15 protein-coding genes are annotated in these 20,111 nt (G+C 40.0%); 9 read left to right on the top strand and 6 right to left on the bottom strand.

From position 1 onward, the window contains the following. The first annotated feature begins 332 nt into the window (after positions 1-332). The 6 genes from C8P65_RS06615 (at position 333) to C8P65_RS06590 (ending at position 9,939) form a co-directional block, all read left to right on the top strand. Positions 333-1,502 (top strand): n-acyl-d-glucosamine 2-epimerase, encoded by a 1,170-nt coding sequence (locus C8P65_RS06615; RefSeq protein WP_107782131.1) that lies wholly within the window; start codon positions 333-335, stop codon positions 1,500-1,502. After that, a complete protein-coding gene (locus tag C8P65_RS06610) occupies positions 1,502-2,800 on the top strand; it encodes a cyclically-permuted mutarotase family protein (protein WP_211305890.1) in 1,299 nt (432 codons plus the stop codon). Before C8P65_RS06615 ends, C8P65_RS06610 begins: the two co-directional genes overlap by 1 nt. Before the next feature lie 36 nt (positions 2,801-2,836). Continuing rightward, positions 2,837-4,072: an MFS transporter gene (locus C8P65_RS06605; RefSeq protein WP_107782129.1), complete on the top strand. Its 1,236-nt coding sequence runs from the start codon at positions 2,837-2,839 to the stop codon at positions 4,070-4,072. A 58-nt stretch (positions 4,073-4,130) separates the two neighbouring features. Then, entirely contained in the window at positions 4,131-5,051 is a 921-nt protein-coding gene (locus tag C8P65_RS06600) for a dihydrodipicolinate synthase family protein (RefSeq protein WP_009392623.1), read from the top strand. Positions 5,052-5,166: 115 nt separating this feature from the next. Continuing rightward, positions 5,167-8,433 (top strand): SusC/RagA family TonB-linked outer membrane protein, encoded by a 3,267-nt coding sequence (locus tag C8P65_RS06595; RefSeq protein ID WP_107782128.1) that lies wholly within the window; start codon positions 5,167-5,169, stop codon positions 8,431-8,433. A 24-nt stretch (positions 8,434-8,457) separates the two neighbouring features. Next, positions 8,458-9,939, top strand: coding sequence for a RagB/SusD family nutrient uptake outer membrane protein (locus C8P65_RS06590; RefSeq protein WP_107782127.1), 1,482 nt, complete (start codon positions 8,458-8,460; stop codon positions 9,937-9,939). Between the two features lie 140 nt (positions 9,940-10,079). Here the strand turns inward: C8P65_RS06590 and C8P65_RS06585 are convergent, their stop codons facing one another. From C8P65_RS06585 to mutL, 6 genes are all read right to left on the bottom strand, one after another. After that, positions 10,080-11,786 carry a phospho-sugar mutase gene (locus C8P65_RS06585; protein ID WP_095914563.1) on the bottom strand — a complete coding sequence of 569 codons (1,707 nt, stop codon included), beginning with the start codon at positions 11,784-11,786 and terminating at the stop codon, positions 10,080-10,082. A 67-nt stretch (positions 11,787-11,853) separates the two neighbouring features. Further along, a complete protein-coding gene (locus C8P65_RS06580; protein ID WP_107782126.1) occupies positions 11,854-12,174 on the bottom strand; it encodes a plasmid stabilization protein in 321 nt (106 codons plus the stop codon). Continuing rightward, a complete protein-coding gene (locus C8P65_RS06575) occupies positions 12,164-12,388 on the bottom strand; it encodes a hypothetical protein (RefSeq protein ID WP_034540657.1) in 225 nt (74 codons plus the stop codon). Before C8P65_RS06575 ends, C8P65_RS06580 begins: the two co-directional genes overlap by 11 nt. A gap of 74 nt (positions 12,389-12,462) precedes the next feature. Further along, complete coding sequence (locus C8P65_RS06570; RefSeq protein WP_245887355.1) at positions 12,463-13,200, bottom strand: carboxypeptidase-like regulatory domain-containing protein; 738 nt, start codon at positions 13,198-13,200, stop codon at positions 12,463-12,465. Positions 13,201-13,219: 19 nt separating this feature from the next. After that, positions 13,220-13,969, bottom strand: coding sequence for a rhomboid family intramembrane serine protease (locus C8P65_RS06565; RefSeq protein WP_107782125.1), 750 nt, complete (start codon positions 13,967-13,969; stop codon positions 13,220-13,222). Between the two features lie 15 nt (positions 13,970-13,984). Continuing rightward, the gene (gene mutL / locus C8P65_RS06560) at positions 13,985-15,823 is read right to left on the bottom strand and encodes a DNA mismatch repair endonuclease MutL (RefSeq protein ID WP_107782124.1); all 1,839 of its coding nucleotides are present in this window, start codon (positions 15,821-15,823) and stop codon (positions 13,985-13,987) included. A gap of 215 nt (positions 15,824-16,038) precedes the next feature. Here mutL and C8P65_RS06555 point away from each other — a divergent pair, with 215 nt between their 5' ends. From C8P65_RS06555 to C8P65_RS06545, 3 genes are all read left to right on the top strand, one after another. Further along, on the top strand, positions 16,039-17,502 hold the full coding sequence (locus tag C8P65_RS06555; protein WP_107782123.1) for a S41 family peptidase: 1,464 nt from the start codon (positions 16,039-16,041) through the stop codon (positions 17,500-17,502). 21 nt (positions 17,503-17,523) lie between these two features. Beyond that, on the top strand, positions 17,524-18,564 hold the full coding sequence (locus C8P65_RS06550) for a ferredoxin--NADP reductase (protein ID WP_107782122.1): 1,041 nt from the start codon (positions 17,524-17,526) through the stop codon (positions 18,562-18,564). Between the two features lie 173 nt (positions 18,565-18,737). After that, positions 18,738-20,003, top strand: coding sequence for an immunoglobulin domain-containing protein (locus C8P65_RS06545; RefSeq protein ID WP_107782121.1), 1,266 nt, complete (start codon positions 18,738-18,740; stop codon positions 20,001-20,003). The last annotated feature ends 108 nt before the right edge of the window (positions 20,004-20,111 follow it).

The following is a 20,111-nucleotide window of genomic DNA, read 5'->3' as shown; positions in this document are numbered from 1 at the left end:
TTTTAAAATACTAATTTTCTTTATTTTAGTGTTTTGTCTTTTTAAAACTTTCGTTTTTTACTTTTTATAATGGAGTAAAGATAGGTTTTGTACGGAAAGTGAGAGCTAATAGAAAGAATAAGAAAAAATAAAAGAAAATTTTACTATCTAAACTACTGATAGTGAGTGTTTTTTGATTGTTAAAGTAAGGTGTTAGTTCGTTTGTAATTAAAAAACTTTAAAAAATATTTGTCAGTTTTAAATTATTGACGTACATTTGCCGTGCTATTTTAAAAATATAATGAGGTTAATGAGGTAGCTCTTAGCTTCGAGGTAAAAAAATAAATAAAACAATGGATTTTAAACAATTAGAAAAACAATATCGCGATGAGCTTCTACAAAAGGTGGTTCCTTTTTGGTTAGAAAAATCGCAAGACAAACAGTATGGAGGCTATTTTACTTGCCTCGACCGAAAAGGTAACGTATTTGATACTGATAAGTTTATATGGCTACAAGCCCGTGAGGTATGGCTCTTTAGTATGCTATACAACCGCGTAGAAAAACGCCAAGAATGGTTAGACTGCGCTATACAAGGGGCTGAGTTCCTCAAAAAATACGGACACGATGGGCAGCTAAACTGGTACTTTTCGTTAGACCAACAAGGTAACCCTTTAGTAGAACCTTATAACATCTTCTCTTATACCTTTGCCACTATGGCTTTCGGTCAGCTAAGCATCGCTACAGGCAATAAAGAATACGCTGATATCGCTAAAAAAACTTTCGATATAATCCTCTCTAAACAAGACAATCCTAAAGGCAAATGGAGCAAAGCCCACCCTGGTACCCGCTCGCTCAAAAACTTTGCCCTACCGATGATATTGTGCAACTTAGCCCTTGAAATAGAGCCGCTTTTAGAGCCTTCATTTATAGAAGAGGCTATGGAAGCCTGCATTCATGAGGTGATGGAAGTATTTTTGCGTCCGGAGTTGGGGGGCATAGTAGTAGAAAATGTGAATACTGACGGTAGCTTGTCCGATACTTTTGAAGGTAGACACCTCAACCCAGGGCACGCTATAGAGGCAATGTGGTTTATAATGGATTTAGGCAAGCGCCTCAACCGCCCTGCTCTGATAGAAAAAGCGGTGCAAACTACCCTAACAATGCTTGAGTATGGTTGGGATAAACAGTACGGAGGTATCTACTACTTTATGGACAGAAAAGGCTGTCCGCCTCAGCAATTAGAATGGGATCAGAAACTGTGGTGGGTACATATCGAAACGCTTATTTCGCTGATAAAAGGTTACCAACTAACGGGCAATAAAGACTGCCTACAGTGGTTTGAAAAAGTGCATAACTATACTTGGCAACACTTTAGAGACCCTGAATATGCTGAATGGTGGGGGTATCTCAACCGCCAAGGAGAGGTACTTCTCGACCTGAAAGGCGGTAAGTGGAAAGGCTGTTTCCACGTGCCAAGGGGCTTGTACCAAGTTTGGAAAACAATTGAAATGATCAATGGTTAATGAATAATGATAAAGAACATATAATATACAAAACTTTGTCAAGGTTTTTAATGCCTGCCGTGCTACGGTCTTTCACGACAAAGTCTACTCAGTCGCTTTTGCATCACTGCATTCCCCCCTTGGGGGGGGTAAGGGGGAGGTTATCATTAATTTTCCTCCTTGCCTTAATATCTTGTACAGAAACCCAAAAAGAACGAACTATGAAGATTAATATTACAACACTTGCAACCCAAGGCTTAGAGGGCGACCTTCAGAAAGGCGTTTCGGCTGCCTATGCCGCACTTATAGGCGAAGACCTATTGGTGGCAGGCGGTTGCAATTTCCCTGATAAACTCGGTTTTGAAGGGGGCAAAAAAGTGTTTTACGAGGCAATACTTCACTTTGATAAAAATCAAAATCAATGGCAGGCGATAGGCAAACTACCTGAAGCCGCTGCTTATGGCGTATCGGTAGCTATTCCTGATGGCTATCTGTGGATAGGCGGACAAACAGCTACTAATTCGTTAGCTACCTGCCATAAAGTGCAATATTCAAAAGAAAAAGGCTTTACCCTTACTGACTTTCCTACCTTACCCGAACCTCTTGACAACTTTGCAGGGGCAAGCGTAGGCAGCAAGGTGTTTGTAGCAGGCGGCAATGCTTCGGGCAAAGCCTCTAACAAAGTATTTTATATAGATACGGCTACAGATAAACAGTGGAAGCTGTTAGCTGATTTCCCTGGTGAGGCGAGAGTACAGCCTGTATTGGCTGCTATCGAAAAAGAAAACGATACCCTTTTGTATGTGTTAGGAGGCTTTTTTGGAGGTGATGCCACTAAAGCACCTACTATGGGCGAAAAGGTATTGGCTTTTAGTTTGAAGCAACAGCAGTGGCAGGAAGTAGGGGTACAAGAAAGCCCTAATAAAGAAATCTTTTCGCTTACAGGGGCTACCGCTTTGGCTATTGACAATCGTTATATAGCTTGTTTTGGAGGGGTGAACCACCGTCTGTTTATCAATACTATTACAGACCTTTATCACTTGGGTAAAGATACAACCCTTACTGATGAGCAACGCAAGCAGAAGAATTACGACTATATGTCGCATTATATGACACAACCTATTGAATATTACCAATTCAATAAGGAATGCTATCTGTTTGACACGCACTCGCAGCAGTGGTCAGTACTCGATACGCAAGCTGACTTTGCACGGGCAGGCGCTACTTTAGTAGGCACCCCAGCTGAGTTTTACCTTGTGCAAGGGGAACTCAAACCCGGTGTTCGCAGCCCTAAAACCTATCGATTGAAAATTAACTAACCGCGAACCACTAACGACTAAAAACTAATGATTCATATGAAAAACAGTAAAATATACCCTTGGATAGTAGTTGCCCTGCTATGGGTGGTGGCACTACTGAACTATTTAGACCGACAAATGCTCTCTACGATGCAAGAGTCGATGAAAATGGACATTACAGAGCTTGCAGTAGGCGAGAATTTTGGTCGCCTAATGGGCATCTTCCTCCTTATTTACGGATTGATGAGTCCGGTAGCGGGTATTTTGGCAGACCGTCTTAACCGCAAGTGGATGATAGTAGGCAGCCTCTTTGTATGGTCAGCCGTAACCTACGGAATGGGTTATGCTACTACCTTTGACCAAGTGTATTGGCTACGCGCCTTAATGGGAGTGAGTGAAGCGCTTTACTTAGCTACAGCCCTTTCGATGATAGCTGACTATCACACCTCTAAATCGCGTTCGTTGGCAGTAGGTATCCATATGTCGGGGCTCTATGCGGGGCAGGCTTTAGGCGGTTTTGGGGCTACCATAGCCTCAAACTACACTTGGCACACGGTGTTTCATTGGTTTGGTATAGCAGGTATAGTGTATGCTGTGTTCTTAGTCTTTACCCTTTTCGATATAGAGCGCAAACCACGCGTAGTAGTAAAAACAGCTGTTCCGACAGAAAAGAGCGGACTATGGCAGTCGCTTACGCTGGTATTTGGCACTTTCTCTTTCTGGATATTGCTCTTCTACTTTATGGCATCGAGTTTCCCAGGTTGGGGTACTAAGAACTGGTTGCCTACCCTTTTTGCTACCAATTTGGGGGTAGATATGGCTACCGCAGGACCTATGGCTACTATTTCTATCGCTATATCTTCATTCTTAGGAGTGCTTATAGGAGGTACCTTGTCCGACCGCTGGGTACAGACCAATATCAAAGCGCGTATTTATACCAGTACCATAGGGTTAGGGCTCACCATACCTGCCCTAATATTGATAGGCTTTGGGCACTCGTACATAGCAATGATAGGAGCAACTTTGCTCTTTGGTATCGGCTATGGGATGTTCGACACCAACAATATGCCTATCTTATGCCAAATCATACCGCAACAACAGCGCGCTACTGCGTATGGCATTATGAATATGGGTGGTGTATTTGCAGGTTATGCCGTTACCCGAATGCTCGGTAGCTCTACCGATGCGGGCAACTTAGGTGCTGATTTTAGCAAATTATCGGTAATCATCTTGATAGCTATCGTGCTGATGCTGGTATTCTTAAAACCTAAAAGAGAAATATGTGGCAATTAATTTGTCAATTTGTCGATTTGCCAATGAACTAACAATTAAAAATTAATAACTAAATAATATGACATTTGAAAAAATTAATGGGCTGATAGTAGCGCCCTTTACCCCTTTCGATAAGAAAGGTGAGGTAAATTTAGACCCTATAGATGAGTATGCAAAACTTTTGCAAAGAAATGGACTAATAGGAGTGTTTATCAACGGTTCATCAGGCGAAGGCTATATGATGACGGTTGAAGAACGTATGAAGATAGCAGAGAAATGGGTGTCAGTAGCCCCTAAAGGCTTCAAAGTGATAGTACACTGCGGGGCTACCTGTATAAAAGATAGCTATAAAATGGCACAACACGCCCAACAAATAGGGGCTTTTGGTATCGGAGCTATGGCATCGCCTTTCCCTAAAGCGGGTAGGGTAGAGGAGTTAGTGAAATACTGCGAAGAAATAGCTTGTGGGGCACCTAATTTGCCTTTCTACTTCTACCATATACCGGTGCTTAACGGAGTGTATTTGCCAATGTTGCCTTTCTTAAAAGCTGCTGACGGTCGTATTCCTAACTTAGCGGGTATCAAATACACCTATGAGCCGCTATATGAGTACAACCAATGTATGCTCTATAACAATGGTAAATACGATATGCTCTATGGCTTAGATGAGACTATCCTTAACGCCTTAGTGATGGGAGGAGCTCGCGGAGGTATCAGTGGTACAGGTAGTTATATAGGCAAGGTGTTAGTGGGTATTATAGACGAATATCACAAAGGCAATATAGCTAAAGCTGCCGAACTGCAAAACTACGCCCAAGATGTGATAAATGTAATTGCTAAATACCGTGGTAATATAGTATGTGGCAAACGCATAATGAAGCTGCTTGGCTTAGACTTGGGTATCAACCGCACACCTTTCCAAAACATCACCGATGAAGAGGAAGCTGTGATAAAGAAAGAGTTAGAAAGCATAGACTTTTTTAATAAATGCAATAAATAGTTGTTAGTCGTTAGCGATTAGTCGTTAGCAAGCGACAACATTCTAACTACTAAAGACTAACGACTAAAAACTAACAACTAAATCATAACTAATTGGAAATTAAATATACTTGATTATGAAACAAAAGATTTTATTTTGTTCGTTCTTCTTGATGCTCTTTACCGCTATAGGTTGGGCACAAGAAAAAATAGTGAAAGGGACGGTATCGTCAGACGAGTTGCCGTTGCCAGGCGCTGCTGTGGTTGTGAAGGGTACCACTCACGGTACTCAGACCGACTTTGATGGGAATTATACCCTAACTGTAAAAGAGGGTGATATTCTTGTGTTTAGCTTTGTAGGCTATACCACTCAGGAGAAAAAAGTCACTGGAGGAGGTAAAAATCTAACCCTTAATATCAAGCTAAAAGAAGAGACTAATACGCTTGATGAGGTGGTAGTGACTGGTTATAGTGTACAGACTCGTAAGACTTTGGCAACTTCAGTTTCAAAGTTAGACACTAAAGTGTTAGAAAGTGCACCGCGCTCTAATGCGGCTACAGCTTTGCAAGGTAGTATAGCAGGGCTTAGAGTAACGCAAGTAACTGGTAAACCAGGTACTACCCCCGAAATACAATTGCGTGGAGGTACAGGGTTTGATGGTAGCGGTTCTCCTTTGGTGTTAATTGATGGAGTACCAGGTTCTTTTTACGCTTTAAACTCTGATGATATAGAGTCTATGGAAGTGCTAAAAGACGCGGCTTCTACCGCTATCTATGGAGCTCGTGCTGCTAATGGGGTAATCTTGGTAACCACTAAAAAAGGTAAAACAGGTCGTTCTAATATTACCTTACGTACTAAGTATACAATGAATCAGAAGCGTTCCCTACCTGATTACTTAAATGCGCGCGACTTTATCTATTGGAACAGACGTGCTATTAAGAACGTGCAAGACTATGGGGTGCACAACTTCGACCAATTCCTTACTGGCACACACGCTATGGCAACAGGTAATAATACTACTGATTCGCCATATACCACAATGGAACTTACAAATGCCAATCGTTATTTGCTAAACAATCCTGAATGGCAAACAATGACTGACCCTTTAGACCCTAATAAAACACTTATTTTCCAAAATAATAATGTAGGTGAACTCATTTACCAATACAGTGATGCTAAAGATTATAGTGTATCATTTGAAGGAGGTAATGATAAAGGCTCTTACTATTTAGGATTAGGGTATTTAGATGATACTGGTTTAGTATTAGGCTCTAATTTCAAACGTTATTCAGGTACTTTTAATGGCTCTTATAAGATTACAGATGATTTTAAAGTATCTTCTAATATTCTTTACGCTCAATCTAATAGAGTAGGTTCTTTTAGAGATGCTTTGAGTGGCTATGCCAATGAAGATGACTATTTTATTTTCCAACGTTTTGCAGGACAAGCGCCTACTTCGCGTATTTACAACACTAACCCTGATGGTAGTTCGTCTAAAAATTATAACCCTGGTAGTAACTCAGGATTTGGTAACCCTGCTTACTACAAAGATAAATTCTTAATGGACAATATAGAACACCGCATTACGGCTTCAATACAATTTGATTGGAAATTGCTTAAAAATCTTTCTTTGATGGCTCGTGCTAGCCACTTTGCAATACACGATACATCAGAAAAATTTTATAAATCTTATTTGAATAGTGGTGCTTTGGTGTCTTCTCGCTATGCTAGTACAGCTTATGGTCGCACTATGAATAATCAAGGAACTCTTACTTTGAACTACAAAAATACTTTTGCTGAAAAGCATAATCTAAGCGCACTATTAGGAGGTGAGTATTTCAAACAACAACAGTTTTCTTCGAGTGCTGCAACTGAAGGCTCTCCTACTGACCTTATCCGTACCCTTAATGCAGGTTCAAAAGCCAGTGGTATTCCTTCTTCTTATAAACGCGATTACAGTATAGTGTCTACTTTTGGACAGCTTAATTACGATTATGATGACCGTTACCTTTTAGGACTTACTTTCCGCTATGACGGTACTTCAAAACTACGTGATAATAAGTTTGGTTTCTTCCCAGGAGCTTCTATAGGTTGGAATGCTCATAATGAAGAGTTCTTCAAAGAAGGAAAAGTAAGTCAAGTGGTGACCAGATTAAAACCACGTGTAAGCTATGGGGTAAACGGAAATATTGATGCTTTGACCATAGATAATGACTACTATTGGTTATTAGGTAAATATAGTGTACAATCTCCTTATAATGGTAAAAAAGGTTATGTGAATACTTCGGTACCTTTGTACTATTTGAAATGGGAAAAAGCTACTACGCTAAACTTTGGTTTAGACCTTGGGCTTCTTAACAATCGTGTGAATTTCTTAGTAGACTATTTTATTCGTGATATCTATGATAAATTGGCAGACCAAAGAATTCCTATCTCTACAGGGTTCTCTTCAGTAAAAATCAATAATGGTACACTACAAAATAGAGGTATTGAAATAGAGGCTAACTTCAAAGTTATCAATACTGATAATATAAAATGGAATATAGGAGCTAACTTCACTCGTATTCGTAGCTTTGTGAAGAAACTTCCTAATAACGGTAATGATAAGAATCGTATAGGAGGACAAGAAATATGGGATCCTTCAAATCCTACCCAAACTATGTATGTAGGTGGTCGCCAAGAAGGTGAACGCGTAGGTGATGACTTAGTAGTAGGTTATCAGGATGAAGGAGTATATCATAATCAAGCAGAATTAGAAGCTGATAAAGATAGAAAAATTCAGTTTTATGCGGGTACTATCCCTGCTGCTAATAGAAAACCTATAGTAGGTGACACTCGTTGGAAAGATGTAAATGGCGATGGTATTATTGATAGCCGCGATAGAGTAGTGTTAGGTAGAACGACCCCTGATTTTATAGGAGGTTTTACTACTGATTTTACCTATAAAAACATTAATCTTTTTGTAAAAACAGATTATGCAGTAGGGCATTTAATAAATAATGCTGTGCGCACTAGAGGTATTTCGCAAGTACAAGGTAATATGAACTGGACATCTGAGATAAGAGATACTTGGACACCTGAGAATCCTAATGCTAATATTCCACGTTATGACTTTACCGACCCTCGTGGTAACCATAAGGCTGGAGGTGAAGGACAATATTCAGCAAGCTCTCGTTATTGGGAGAAAGGAGATTATTTAGCTTTGCGCGAAATTACTCTTAGCTATAACCTACCAGGAGCTGCGGTGAATAATGCTTTCAAAGATATTCGTCTTTTTGTTTCAGGTACTAACTTGGCTTACTTTACTAAGTATACTGGTTATTCTCCTGAAAAAGGAGGTTGGGACAATGGACGTTTCCCTCTACCACGTAGCTTTACCTTTGGTATCAACGCTACTTTTTAAATAACTTTTAAATATTGAATAAAGATGAAAAGAAATATATTATTAGGACTCTCATTGCTTTTATTGGGAGCCTGTGAATTAGAAACACCTCCAGAAAGTGATCTTACTTATACAGGTTTTTGGAATAAAGAAGAGGCTGCTAAGTCAGTACACTCAGGCGTATATTCACGTTTTAGAGCTTATGGCTATACAATGTGGTTAATGGGAGAGCTTCGCTCTGATATATGGGGAGGTAAAGGTATTGAAAATGCGCATAACCAAGACCTATTTACTAATGATATCAACATTACCAAAGTGGCATTTAATAGCTGGGGAGGTTGGTATACTATGTTGCATTATATTAATGACTTTATTAAAAATGCGCCTCAGACTTCTTTCAGCAATGAAAATGAAAAGAAGAATATGCTTGCACAGATGTACGGACTCAGAGCCTATATCTATTATACTATGCTAAAGAGTTGGGGTGATGTGCCTATCGTTACAGAACCTTTGCAAAATGTTGATAACTTAGCCGCGCTTAGAAAAGCTCGTGCTCCTAAAGCAGAAGTATTAGCTTTTATCAAGCAAGATATTCAAAGATCTTTAGATTTATTTAACGGCAATGAAAATTTCTACCGCGATAATGTATATTGGTCTAAACGCGCTACCCTTATTCTAAAAGGCGATGTGTTCTTGTGGTCAGGAAAAGTGTTAGGTGGTGGTACTGCTGATTTTACAGAAGCTAAAAATGCTCTTAGTCAAGTGTCAGGTTCATTAGTGTCTTATGATAAATTATGGGGTATTGATAATGAAAAGAATGCCGAATTTATCTTTGCTTTAGACTATAAGAAAGATGAAGCTGAGCACTTCTATAAAGTAACAACAGCACGTAATACTGACGTTAAAGATATGTATGACGATAGTGGTAGAAAAATTTCATCATTCTTGTACGTAGAAGGTGGCAACTATCATTCTCCTTCAGAAAAGACATTACGTCTGTTAGATGATATAAAAGACCAACGCCGTGCTACATTCGTACGTGTTTACTCTGATAATGCAGGACATATACCTTTCAATACTACTAATTATTTGGGCTCTATACTATCAAAATTTGTAGGTAAGAATAACTCAGGTGATATAGTAAACGAAAATAATGTGCCTATCTATCGTTATGCTGATGTATTATTGCTATTAGCAGAGGCTAAAAATAACTTAGGTGAAGACCCTTCTGCAGAGATAAACCAAGTGCGTGCAAGAGCCTATGGTAGTAACTACAATGCTGCTACTTATGGTTATACCAATAGCACTAAAGCTATTAATGCTAAAGCCATTCTTGATGAACGTTACAAGGAGTTTATAGGAGAAGGCAAACGCTGGTGGGATTTACTACGTGCAGGAGATAACTTTGTTTATGACGAAGTAGCTTCAATGACTTCAGGAGGTGCTAAAAAGAATATTTATTTGCCTATTTCGCCATCTATGATAGCTGATGATAAAACACTTGTTCAAACAGAAGGTTATAATTAATCTTATACAAAGATAAAGATTTTAGCTTTATTGAAATGAAAACAGAGCTCCTTAGTACTAAGGGCTCTGTTTTCTGTTTTTATGAAAAAATAACGCCTCTGCGCTAAAGCGCAGAGGCGTTATTTATTTGCGATAATATGCTATTGTAGTTTCAATTCTTCTACTATCTTCTTAATTTTAGCGTCTAATACCTTTTGGGTTTCTTCAAAAGCTGCTAAACCGCTGAGGGTAGTGTTTACGCTGAAGTAGAACTTGATTTTAGGTTCTGTACCGCTAGGGCGTGCTGCTATACGCGTACCTTTATCGGTGTGGTATATCAGTACATTCGATTTTGGTACATCAATTTCTTCTACTTTGCCAGTAAGAGGGTGGAATGCCTTAGATGACTGATAATCGCAGATAAGGGTGACCTTTTCACCATTAATTTCCTTAAGCGGATTTTCGCGCAAGTCTATCATCATTTGGGCTATCTCTTGAGAGCCTGAAATACCTTTCTTCACTAACGAAATGAGGTATTCCTTATAGAAACCATACTTAGTATAAGCGTGTAGCAACTCTTTGTAGAAAGTACTGCCTTTGGCTTTGGCATCGGCAGCTATCTCGCAAGCTAATAGGGTAGCGGTTACAGCGTCTTTATCGCGTACAAAATCGCCTACCATATAGCCAAAACTTTCTTCACCACCACCTATAAAAGTAAGCTCAGGGAAGTCTTTTATCATTTTAGCAATCCATTTGAAGCCTGTCAGACCTTCTTTATATTCTACTTTGTAAGCATCGGCAATTGCTTTTACCATAGGAGTAGAAACAATAGTAGAAGCTACAAATTCATTACCTTTGAAGCCTTTTTTGCTTTGATGAGCCAAAAGGAAGTCGGTCATCATTACCATTGTTTGGTTTCCGTTTAATAGTACCATTTTGCCATTGAGGTCGCGTACTGCTATACCTATACGGTCGCAGTCAGGGTCAGTACCGATAACAATGTCGGCATTGAGCTCATCAGCTTTTTTAAGGGCTATAGTCAATGCTTCAGGTTCTTCAGGGTTAGGCGATTTCACAGTAGGGAAATTGCCGTCTGGCACTGCTTGTTCTTCTACAATATGCACATTGGTATAGCCCGCGCGTTTGAGCACTTCAGGTACCATAGTGATAGAAGTACCGTGCAATGAAGTAAATACAATCTTAAGGTTTTCTTTATGGGCTACTTTAAAGTCGGCGTGTTTAATAGAAGCTTCGGCAAAAGCATTGTCAAGCTCTTTATCGATGTAGTGTATAAGGCTCTCATCAGCATTGAATTTAATGTCTTTGAAGTCGATAGCATCGATAGCTTTCATTATCTCGCCGTCTTGTGGGGGCACTGTTTGTCCGCCGTCTTCCCAATATACTTTATAGCCGTTGTATTCTGGGGGGTTGTGCGAAGCAGTAAGTACTATACCCGCTTGGCAACCTAAGTAACGCACAGAGAATGAAAGCTCTGGAGTAGGACGTAGGTCAGAGAAGAGGAATACTTTGATGCCGTTAGCCGCAAATACATCGGCTACTATTTTGGCAAATTTCTTAGAGTTGTTGCGACAGTCGTGAGCGATAGCTACTTTTATTTCTTTATTAGGGAACGACTGGTGGAGGTAGTTGCTCAATCCTTGAGTATTTTTGCCGAGCGTATATTTATTGATACGATTCGTACCGATGCCCATAATACCGCGCATTCCTCCGGTACCAAATTCTAAGTTTTTGTGGAAAGCCTCATTTAGTTCATCAGGATTACCATCGATGAGGGCTTGTACCGTAGCTCTGGTTTCTGCATCAAAAGTGTCAGAAAGCCACGTTTTAGCTGTTTCAATACTTTTCATAAAATCAAATTTATTTATAAGCTAGTAGTTGCTGCTACTAGCGTTGTTTCTAAAATATTTAGTAGCTTTAATTCAAATTAAGGACTGAAATTCTTCTTTCTAACTTATTAGGGTTGTCTTTCTGATTTATAACTCCTATAATCCAAATTTTAAAAAGGTCTTCAACAACTACGAAATAAATAGCAAAATGAAATCTTTTTGTAAAACAAACTCGTATTTGTTCTGTTTCTTTTCGGAAAGAAAAAGGGCGACTTTTTATCTCTTGAATATAGTCATAAACTTCCTCATATACTTCAAAGCCTAAGTTATCTTTGATATTATTGTAAAAAATAAGTATTTCTTCTAAATCTATTTCAGCTTGACGATGAATCATTAATTCAAAATCCATATTTAGCTCTCATTTTTTTGTCGAAGTCATTAAAACTACTTCCTGCACTCTCAGGATTACACTTAATTTCATCAATTCTATTTTCAAGCAACTTTAGATACTCATTAGGTGTTGCTCTTGGCTCTTCATAATCAAAATCAATGTCTCTCTCCTCTAAAAAAGAGGTTAAAGCTGATTTTTGAGCTTCATTTTTTGGATATACTAATACACACATAATTTTCTCTTCTATTTTCTTCAGCAAAGATACAAATAATATTTGAATTAGCAAATTTGTTAAGTAGCAAATTTTTAATTTTCTAACTCATTAATTGACGTGTTGGCTAATTTCTTGTACTCGCTCCACGCCTCAATAAGTAGGAACTCCATTGGCTTATTGTCTTTTTTTCGTACTAAATCGTGAAAATCAGGGCGCTCCATTACAAAATAGGCCAAAACATTTATCTCTTCTTCATTCAGTTTGAGGTCTTTTTTCATAAAATCGCTTAGGTGCGCTACTATGTACTCGGCTACTATCAAATTCTTTTCGTTAGCGACTACTTTTTTGAGTATTTTAGTTTTTCCTGTGATAGCATTCACAACCAAATCAATACTCAATACTCCGCTTCCGCTATGGGTAGCGCTGTAAAGGCGTTTCTCGGCAAAGGTGCGTTCTATGGGTTTGTGCTGCAATATACCCAAATCTTGCGCGGTAATCTTGCGGTATTTTGATACTTCTACCCCCTCTAACTGATTGATATCCTCTTTCATAGCGATGAGTATCCCCGAAAAACCAAAATCGGCTTTTACTACTTTGTGAAAGGTAGTTTGCATCCCTACGTAGCTAATTTTTAGTGTGCTGTTTTCGCGGGCACTAAGGCTAAAATAGCCATTAGCATCGGTGGTGGTTATCGCATTGTTATGCATATTGAGCACGTGCGCCCCTACCAGCGGAATGGTGTCGTGCATAACCCTACCGCGTATAGTCGCCTGCCCCTGAGCCGTTAGCCCCCAGCAACTTGCTATGATTAAGAAATACAAAAAACGCATAGTAATTATGAATTTTCAATTAATTAAAGCTTCTTTTTCGCCAAAAGAGCATTATCAGGAATCCTACAAGGGCACCCCCTACGTGAGCAAAGTGAGCGATATTACCTCCGAAAATAGGGGTGCCGGTAACCCCTGAAAAGAGGTCTAAAGCCACAATGATTGGTATGAAATAGCGCGCTGCAATAGGGTAGGGCACAAAGAAAAGCATTAGCTTAGCATCGGGGAAAAACATTGCGAAAGCTACTAAAATACCATAGATAGCCCCTGAAGCCCCCACAGTATATGACCTGAGAGTATCGTACATACTTTGGTAGGTGCTGTAGTTGATGATGTTACCCCATTCAGGCGAGTATTTGCCTTGGCGTATGAGGCTAATTGTCTCTTCAGCTGGAATGCCTACTTCGGCTAAAGCATTTACCGCTTGGTGTACGTAGTAATAATTAACTCCTGTTTGTAGCAAGGCCGCCCCTATACCACAAGAAAAGTAGAAAAACAAAAACTTATTACGCCCCCATATATTTTCGAGTGGTGTGCCGAATGCCCACAGCGCATACATATTAAAAAGCAAATGGAAGATACCCCCGTGCATAAACATATAGCTGAGGTACTGCCACCAATGGAAGGAAGGCATTTCGTAATAATGCAGCGAAAACAAGTACGTCAGATTCGTCTGCGGCAAAAATAACCCCTTTTCATTCAATACCATAAGGACTAAAACCAAAGTATTGATGATAATGAGGTGCAAAACTGTTTTTGATATTCGTTCCATATTTTTCTTGATAAGTTAATTAACCAAACGGTCTATTTCATTTATCGATAAGTTGTAATAAATACGTTTTCCAAAAGGCGAAATTAATACTTCTTGACAACTAAACAAATTATTTATCAAACTTTCTTGTTCCTCTTCACTGAGTACCTGTCCTGTTTTGATGGCTAAACTCTTGCTGAGGGTCTTTGCAAAGGCTTCTTTCTGAGTGTTTTCGGTAGTAGGTAATAGCTCGATGTGCTGCTGAATGAGTTCGTTGAAAATATTAGGTATCTGACTGTCTGTCAGGTGCAAAGGAATGCCGCTAAGCACTATTTTGTCATCTTCGATAGTAAACATAAAACCTATGCTCTCAAAGAGAGTTTGCAGCTGTGCTATCACCTGCAATTCGTGTGCCGAAAAGGAAAGCTCGTAAGGGAACATCAGCTGCTGACTGGCAGTGTGCGCCCTCTCCAAACTCTTCATAAATCCCTCGTACAGCACGCGCTGGTGAGCCCTGTTGCTGTTGATGATAATCAGTTCGCCCCCCAAAGTAGTGATGAGGTATTTTTTAGCCAAACTGATGATTTTCTTACCCTGAGGCTTAGCAGGTTCAGCCTCGAACAGCGTGCTTTCTACCGCCTCAGCAGTCGTATTGATAGCCGACTCGATACCGGTATACAGGCTTTCCCATTGGGCGGTTTTCTTCTGAAAACTGAAGCTATTGCCGCCCCCACCACTGCCACTTTTTACTGCAGGTGTTTCCATCTTAAAAGGATTGAAGTCGGGGTCTACTTCTATTTTTGGGAAAGACGGCTCTTTATCCTTGTACTGATAAGGAATATCGAAAGTGGGGTCTTTAGTAAAATCGAGGGTAGGAGCAATGCTAAACTGCCCCAAACTGTGCTTTATTGCCGACTTTAGCAGGGCGTAGATGCTGTGCTCTTCTTCAAATTTTATTTCAGTTTTAGTAGGGTGTATGTTGATGTCGATAGTAGCAGGGTCTACCTCTAAACAAATAAAAAACTCAGGTTTTTGGTCAGGGCGTATCAACCCCTCGTAGGCAGCGGTGATAGCGTGGTTGAGGTATTGGTTCTTCACGAAACGGTGATTAACCATTAAGAATTGCAGTTGCTTGCTCTTAGGCAGATACTCAGGTTTTACTATAAAACCGCTGATTTTTACCACAGGCGTATCCTCGCTGATGATAGGTACTAATTTTTCGTTAGTACGTCCGCCAAAGAGATGCACGATACGCTGACGGAAGTTAGCAGGGGGCAGGTTATACAGCTCATTGCCGTTGTTGTATAGATAAAAGTGAATAGAGGGGTGTGCCAAAGCTACTCGGTGAAACTCATCGAGTATATGGCGCATCTCTACACTATCGCTTTTTAGGAAGTTGCGGCGAGCAGGTATGTTGAAAAATAGGTTTTTCATCGCTATACTTGTGCCGTTGTTGCACACACAAGGCTCTTGTCGGGTTATTTTGCTGCCTTCTATATGTATTTCGGTGCCTAATTCGTCTTCTTGGCGCTTGGTTTGCATCTCAATATGGGCAATAGCTGCTATTGAGGCAAGGGCTTCGCCTCTGAACCCCTTAGTTTGTAGCTGAAAAAGGTCTTCGGCGCGCTGTATTTTGGAGGTAGCGTGCCTTTCAAACGACAAACGCGCATCGGTAGTACTCATACCTATACCATTATCAATAACCTGCACGAGGGTTTTGCCTGCTTCTTTTATAAGCAGTTTGATGACGGTAGCCTTAGCGTCGATAGCGTTTTCCATCAGCTCTTTTACTGCCGATGCCGGACGCTGTATCACCTCGCCAGCCGCTATCTGGTTTGCTACGTGGTCGGGGAGTAATTTTATTATATCTGACATATTTTTTTGATTAGCAAATTAGTAAATTAGCAAATTAGAAAAGCAGAAAAAATCCTTTATATCTTACCTTTACTTTGGATATACTTACACTATAGGATCACCGAAGGATCACCGAAGGATGAGCCTCTAATCTTAGTACATCTAACCAGCTAATTCTTATAAAAATTTGTGCAAATATAAAAAAAGTCTTACTTTCGCAGAAAAATATTTTGAAAATGAAGCATTTATTTATCTGTATATTAGTCGCTATTAGTTTGATTTCTTGTGTTAAAGAAGTTGAAGAACAAATAGTTACGGGCTCTGACTACACAGGCCCTGACACTGATTTGCGCATACGCGACTTTATATGGAAAGGGCTTAATCAATACTATTTATGGCAAGAAGAGGTTAGCAATCTGCAAGATAACCGTTTCGGAAAACTCTCGACTACCAAAGCAGAAAAGAACACTGATTATACTAAATTCCTTAAGAGTTTCGGCAGTCCTGAGGCTCTTTTCTACAGAGGTTTGCTCAATAAATACAAGCAAATAGACCGCTTTAGCTATATCACCGATGATTATGTGAAGTTAGAAAACCAGTTCAAAGGTATTTCGGCAAGTACGGGTATGGACTCTCAGTATGTATTGATGAGGAACGGGGTTAATGCTGCGGGCTTTGTGAATTATGTGATACCTAATTCCGATGCCGATAAACAAGGTCTGAAAAGAGGTGATATTTTTCTCACTATCAACGGGCAGCGCATCACGAAAACTAATATAAACGAACTGCTGAAGAACAAAACCTACACTATTGATATTTATCGTATCGACCAGCAAGGCATATTGCAGCCTACAGGGCATACCGTTACGCTACACAACACCGAAACGCCAGAGAACCCTGTGCTGATAAAAAAGGTTATCACACTTGGGCAGCATAAGATTGCCTACCTGATGTACAACGCTTTTATCGCTAATTATAACAAGGAACTGAATGAGGCTTTTGCCGAGTTTAAGGCGGCAGGAACTACTGACTTAGTACTCGACTTGCGCTACAATGGCGGGGGGAGTATAGATACAGCGGTATATTTGGCATCGATGATAGCAGGGCAACACCAAGGGCAGCTTTTTGTTAAAGAGAAATGGAATACTAAGATGCAAGCTGCAGCCAACTTGCAAGGGGCTACGGTGCAGTATTTAACCGATAAGATGAAAGACGGCACCCCCATACACAGCTTGCAGCTTTCTAAGCTATACGTGCTGACTACCGAGCGCACCGCTTCCGCCAGCGAATTAGTAATTAACGGCTTGAAGCCCTATATGCCTATAACACAAATAGGACAGACTACGGTAGGCAAAAACCAAGGGTCTATCACTATTTATGATTATATAGACAAAGCTGGAAAAGTAAAGAACCCTAAGCACAAATGGGCTATGCAGCCTATAGTGCTCAGTATAGAGAACGCCAAAGGCTTTAGCGATTATACTAAGGGGTTAGTGCCCGACATACCTATGGAAGAAGATTTAGCTAACATAGGCATACTCGGCGACCCTACCGAACCTTTCTTAGCCGAAGCTATAGCGCAAATAACCGGTAGCCGTAGCGCAGCCCAGAGCCGCAGACCCAGCGTTACTCCTTTCTCTTATGAGGTTTTGACAACCTCTAAAGACGCCTATTTCGGGTATAACGAAATGTATAAGTAAAGACAAAAGACAAAAAACGAAATGAATAAACTTTACGAACTTAAAGTTGCTAAAATAACACACCTTACTACTTCATCGGTGATGATTACCTTTGAAGTGCCTGACCTCTTGCGCAAAGTTTTTAGTTTTGAGGCAGGCGAGTACCTCACCCTACAGCAAACTATCAATGGAGAGAAAGTGCGACGCGCTTACTCTATCTGTTCTGGCGTTAATGAAGGCGAACTGAGTGTGGCGGTGAAGCGCGTGCCCAATGGGGTGTTTTCTACCTACGCTACCCAAGAACTCAAAGAGGGTGATACTATAGAGGTGATGCCCCCAATGGGTTCATTTGTGTTCTTCTACGATATTTTTGGTAATAGGGATATTATGCTCTTTTCGGCTGGTAGTGGGGTAACCCCTATGATGAGCATTGCTAAGACGGCTTTGGCGATGACACAAATAAAAGTAGTGTTCGTCTACGGCAATAAATCTAAAGAAGAAACTTTGTTTTTTGATGAGATTGAAGCCCTAAAGGCGCAATACCCTGAGCGTTTCAAGGTGCATTACGCCTTTAGTCAAGAGCCTTGGGGCGACCACTATAAGGGGCGTATCAATGATAAGATAGTAAATGAACTATTTGATAAATATAAAGACTTCAACTGGGGGCGCTATTACGCTTGCGGTCCTACTCAATTAGTGAAAGACCTACGAGAGATGCTTTTGCTAAGAGGTATAGATAAAGACCGTATTTTTACTGAGCTCTTCGAGGCATCGCCTGCTGATACCGACTACAGTCAGCTACAGGGTAATGTAGAAATCACACTGCGATTGGGCGGACAAACGCATACTTTTGGGAGTGCTAAAAACCAGACGCTGCTGAGTTCGGCACTGATGCGAGGTTATGATGCGCCTTATTCTTGCCTAAATGGTGTGTGCAGCAGCTGTGTAGCCAAAGTAGAGGAGGGGGAAGCCAAAATGGCGAAGAATGAAACCCTAAGCGAAAAAGAGGTTGCCGATGGCTATATACTAAGCTGCCAAGCGTATGCTACTACCGATAAGATAAAGATAAAATTTGAGAACTAGCATTTGTTATTAGAGAGTTTTATTAACTTGTAAGACAGGTTGTTTCTTCTGTATTGGTGATATTTTACCCATTAGAGAAGGATAGAGGTCATTTGTGTATTTTTTTTCATTCATTTTTTGTGGTTTTAAAAAATATTGTATCTTTGCCCCCTAGAGTCACTAATTATATCTCAATGTTATCACGAATTTATAAACAATTACAGACACTATTAGTATTATTTACACTTACTCAAACCACCTATTCGTATGCTTATACAGTGGCAGGTAAGTGTGAGTCGGCTATACGCCATATTACTATCAGCCGTGTAGCAACGCCTACCGTAACCCAAACTGCTCACACTTTATGTGGAGGAGGTAGCCAAACCATAGCCTCTTTGCAACCGCAAGACGCTAACATTGTATGGTATAACAGTGCCACAGGAGGAAGTCCGTTGGCAAGCACTACCCCATTGGTAGCAGGCACCACTTATTATGTAGCACAGAGAAATGGTACTTATGAAAGTGATAAAATAGCAGTAACTGTAACACAACGAGCTTCAGGAAATGAAACGCTTAACTTTCAAGCTACCAATAATTCACTCAACTGTATACCAACAGGTCAGTTGCGCTTCCAGATACAAAGTCCTGTAGCAGGTAAGACTTATGTAGTAGAGCTTGTTGAGATGCCAGCAACCTATACAGGTACTCGTACTTTTACTATTACAGAAACTGATAAGGATAAGACAATTTCCTTTGTGAAATTTACAGGCTATAATATGCCAGCAGGTAACTACAAGGCTAAGCTACATACTTATAATATAGCCAATGGACAGCCTGTACCTGCAACGATTGCTCTTATGCAACGCGATTTCCCTGCGCCTAACAGGTCTAATAATGACTTTGGTAGTGACCAAGTGTATCAAGATATTCAAAGAGGAGGACAAACCAGTTGTGATTATTTAGATATTCGTTATGGTTATAATACCAATTCACCATTCTATAAGTATTTCAATACACCTGAGTTGTTAGCTCTCTATGAATATACAGCTTATTCTGATGATGATTTGGCTAATAAGTATGGAGGTAATCCTAATGACACACGTATAGTGTGGCGTGATCTTTTCACTTTGCCAGAAGGTACGTCCTCAGTTGTAGGAAAAAAGATTATATACTACGATTTGGCTGCTCACAATCGTACCTATAAAGATCTGAAAGAAGATCCAAAACGTCCTAAGTTCTACTTCCGTATCAAAGGGCAAAATTGTAATAACAACAGTGACCCAATGCTTGCAGGCGATATGCGTTTTATGAATGCAAGTATTGTATATGGAGGCTCTTGTAAAGCTCCTGAGATGTCTGTAACGAATGAAAACCCAATGGTATGCTATCCTATAACATATGTTATTAAACATAATGGGGTGAAAGTAGGGGAAGGACAAATAAATAGTGTCACGTCCTAAAAACGGTTTACATTTATTTTGTCAGTTTAATTTATGTTTTTCATTTTTTAAGTTAAGTATTGTAAGCAAGAACTCCTTTACTACATCAGTATAGATGAGTATCCACTA

Origin of the sequence: Capnocytophaga leadbetteri (assembly GCF_003054025.1) — a bacterium.
Lineage (GTDB): Bacteria > Bacteroidota > Bacteroidia > Flavobacteriales > Flavobacteriaceae > Capnocytophaga > Capnocytophaga leadbetteri.
This window is presented reverse-complemented; position numbering and strand designations above follow the sequence as displayed.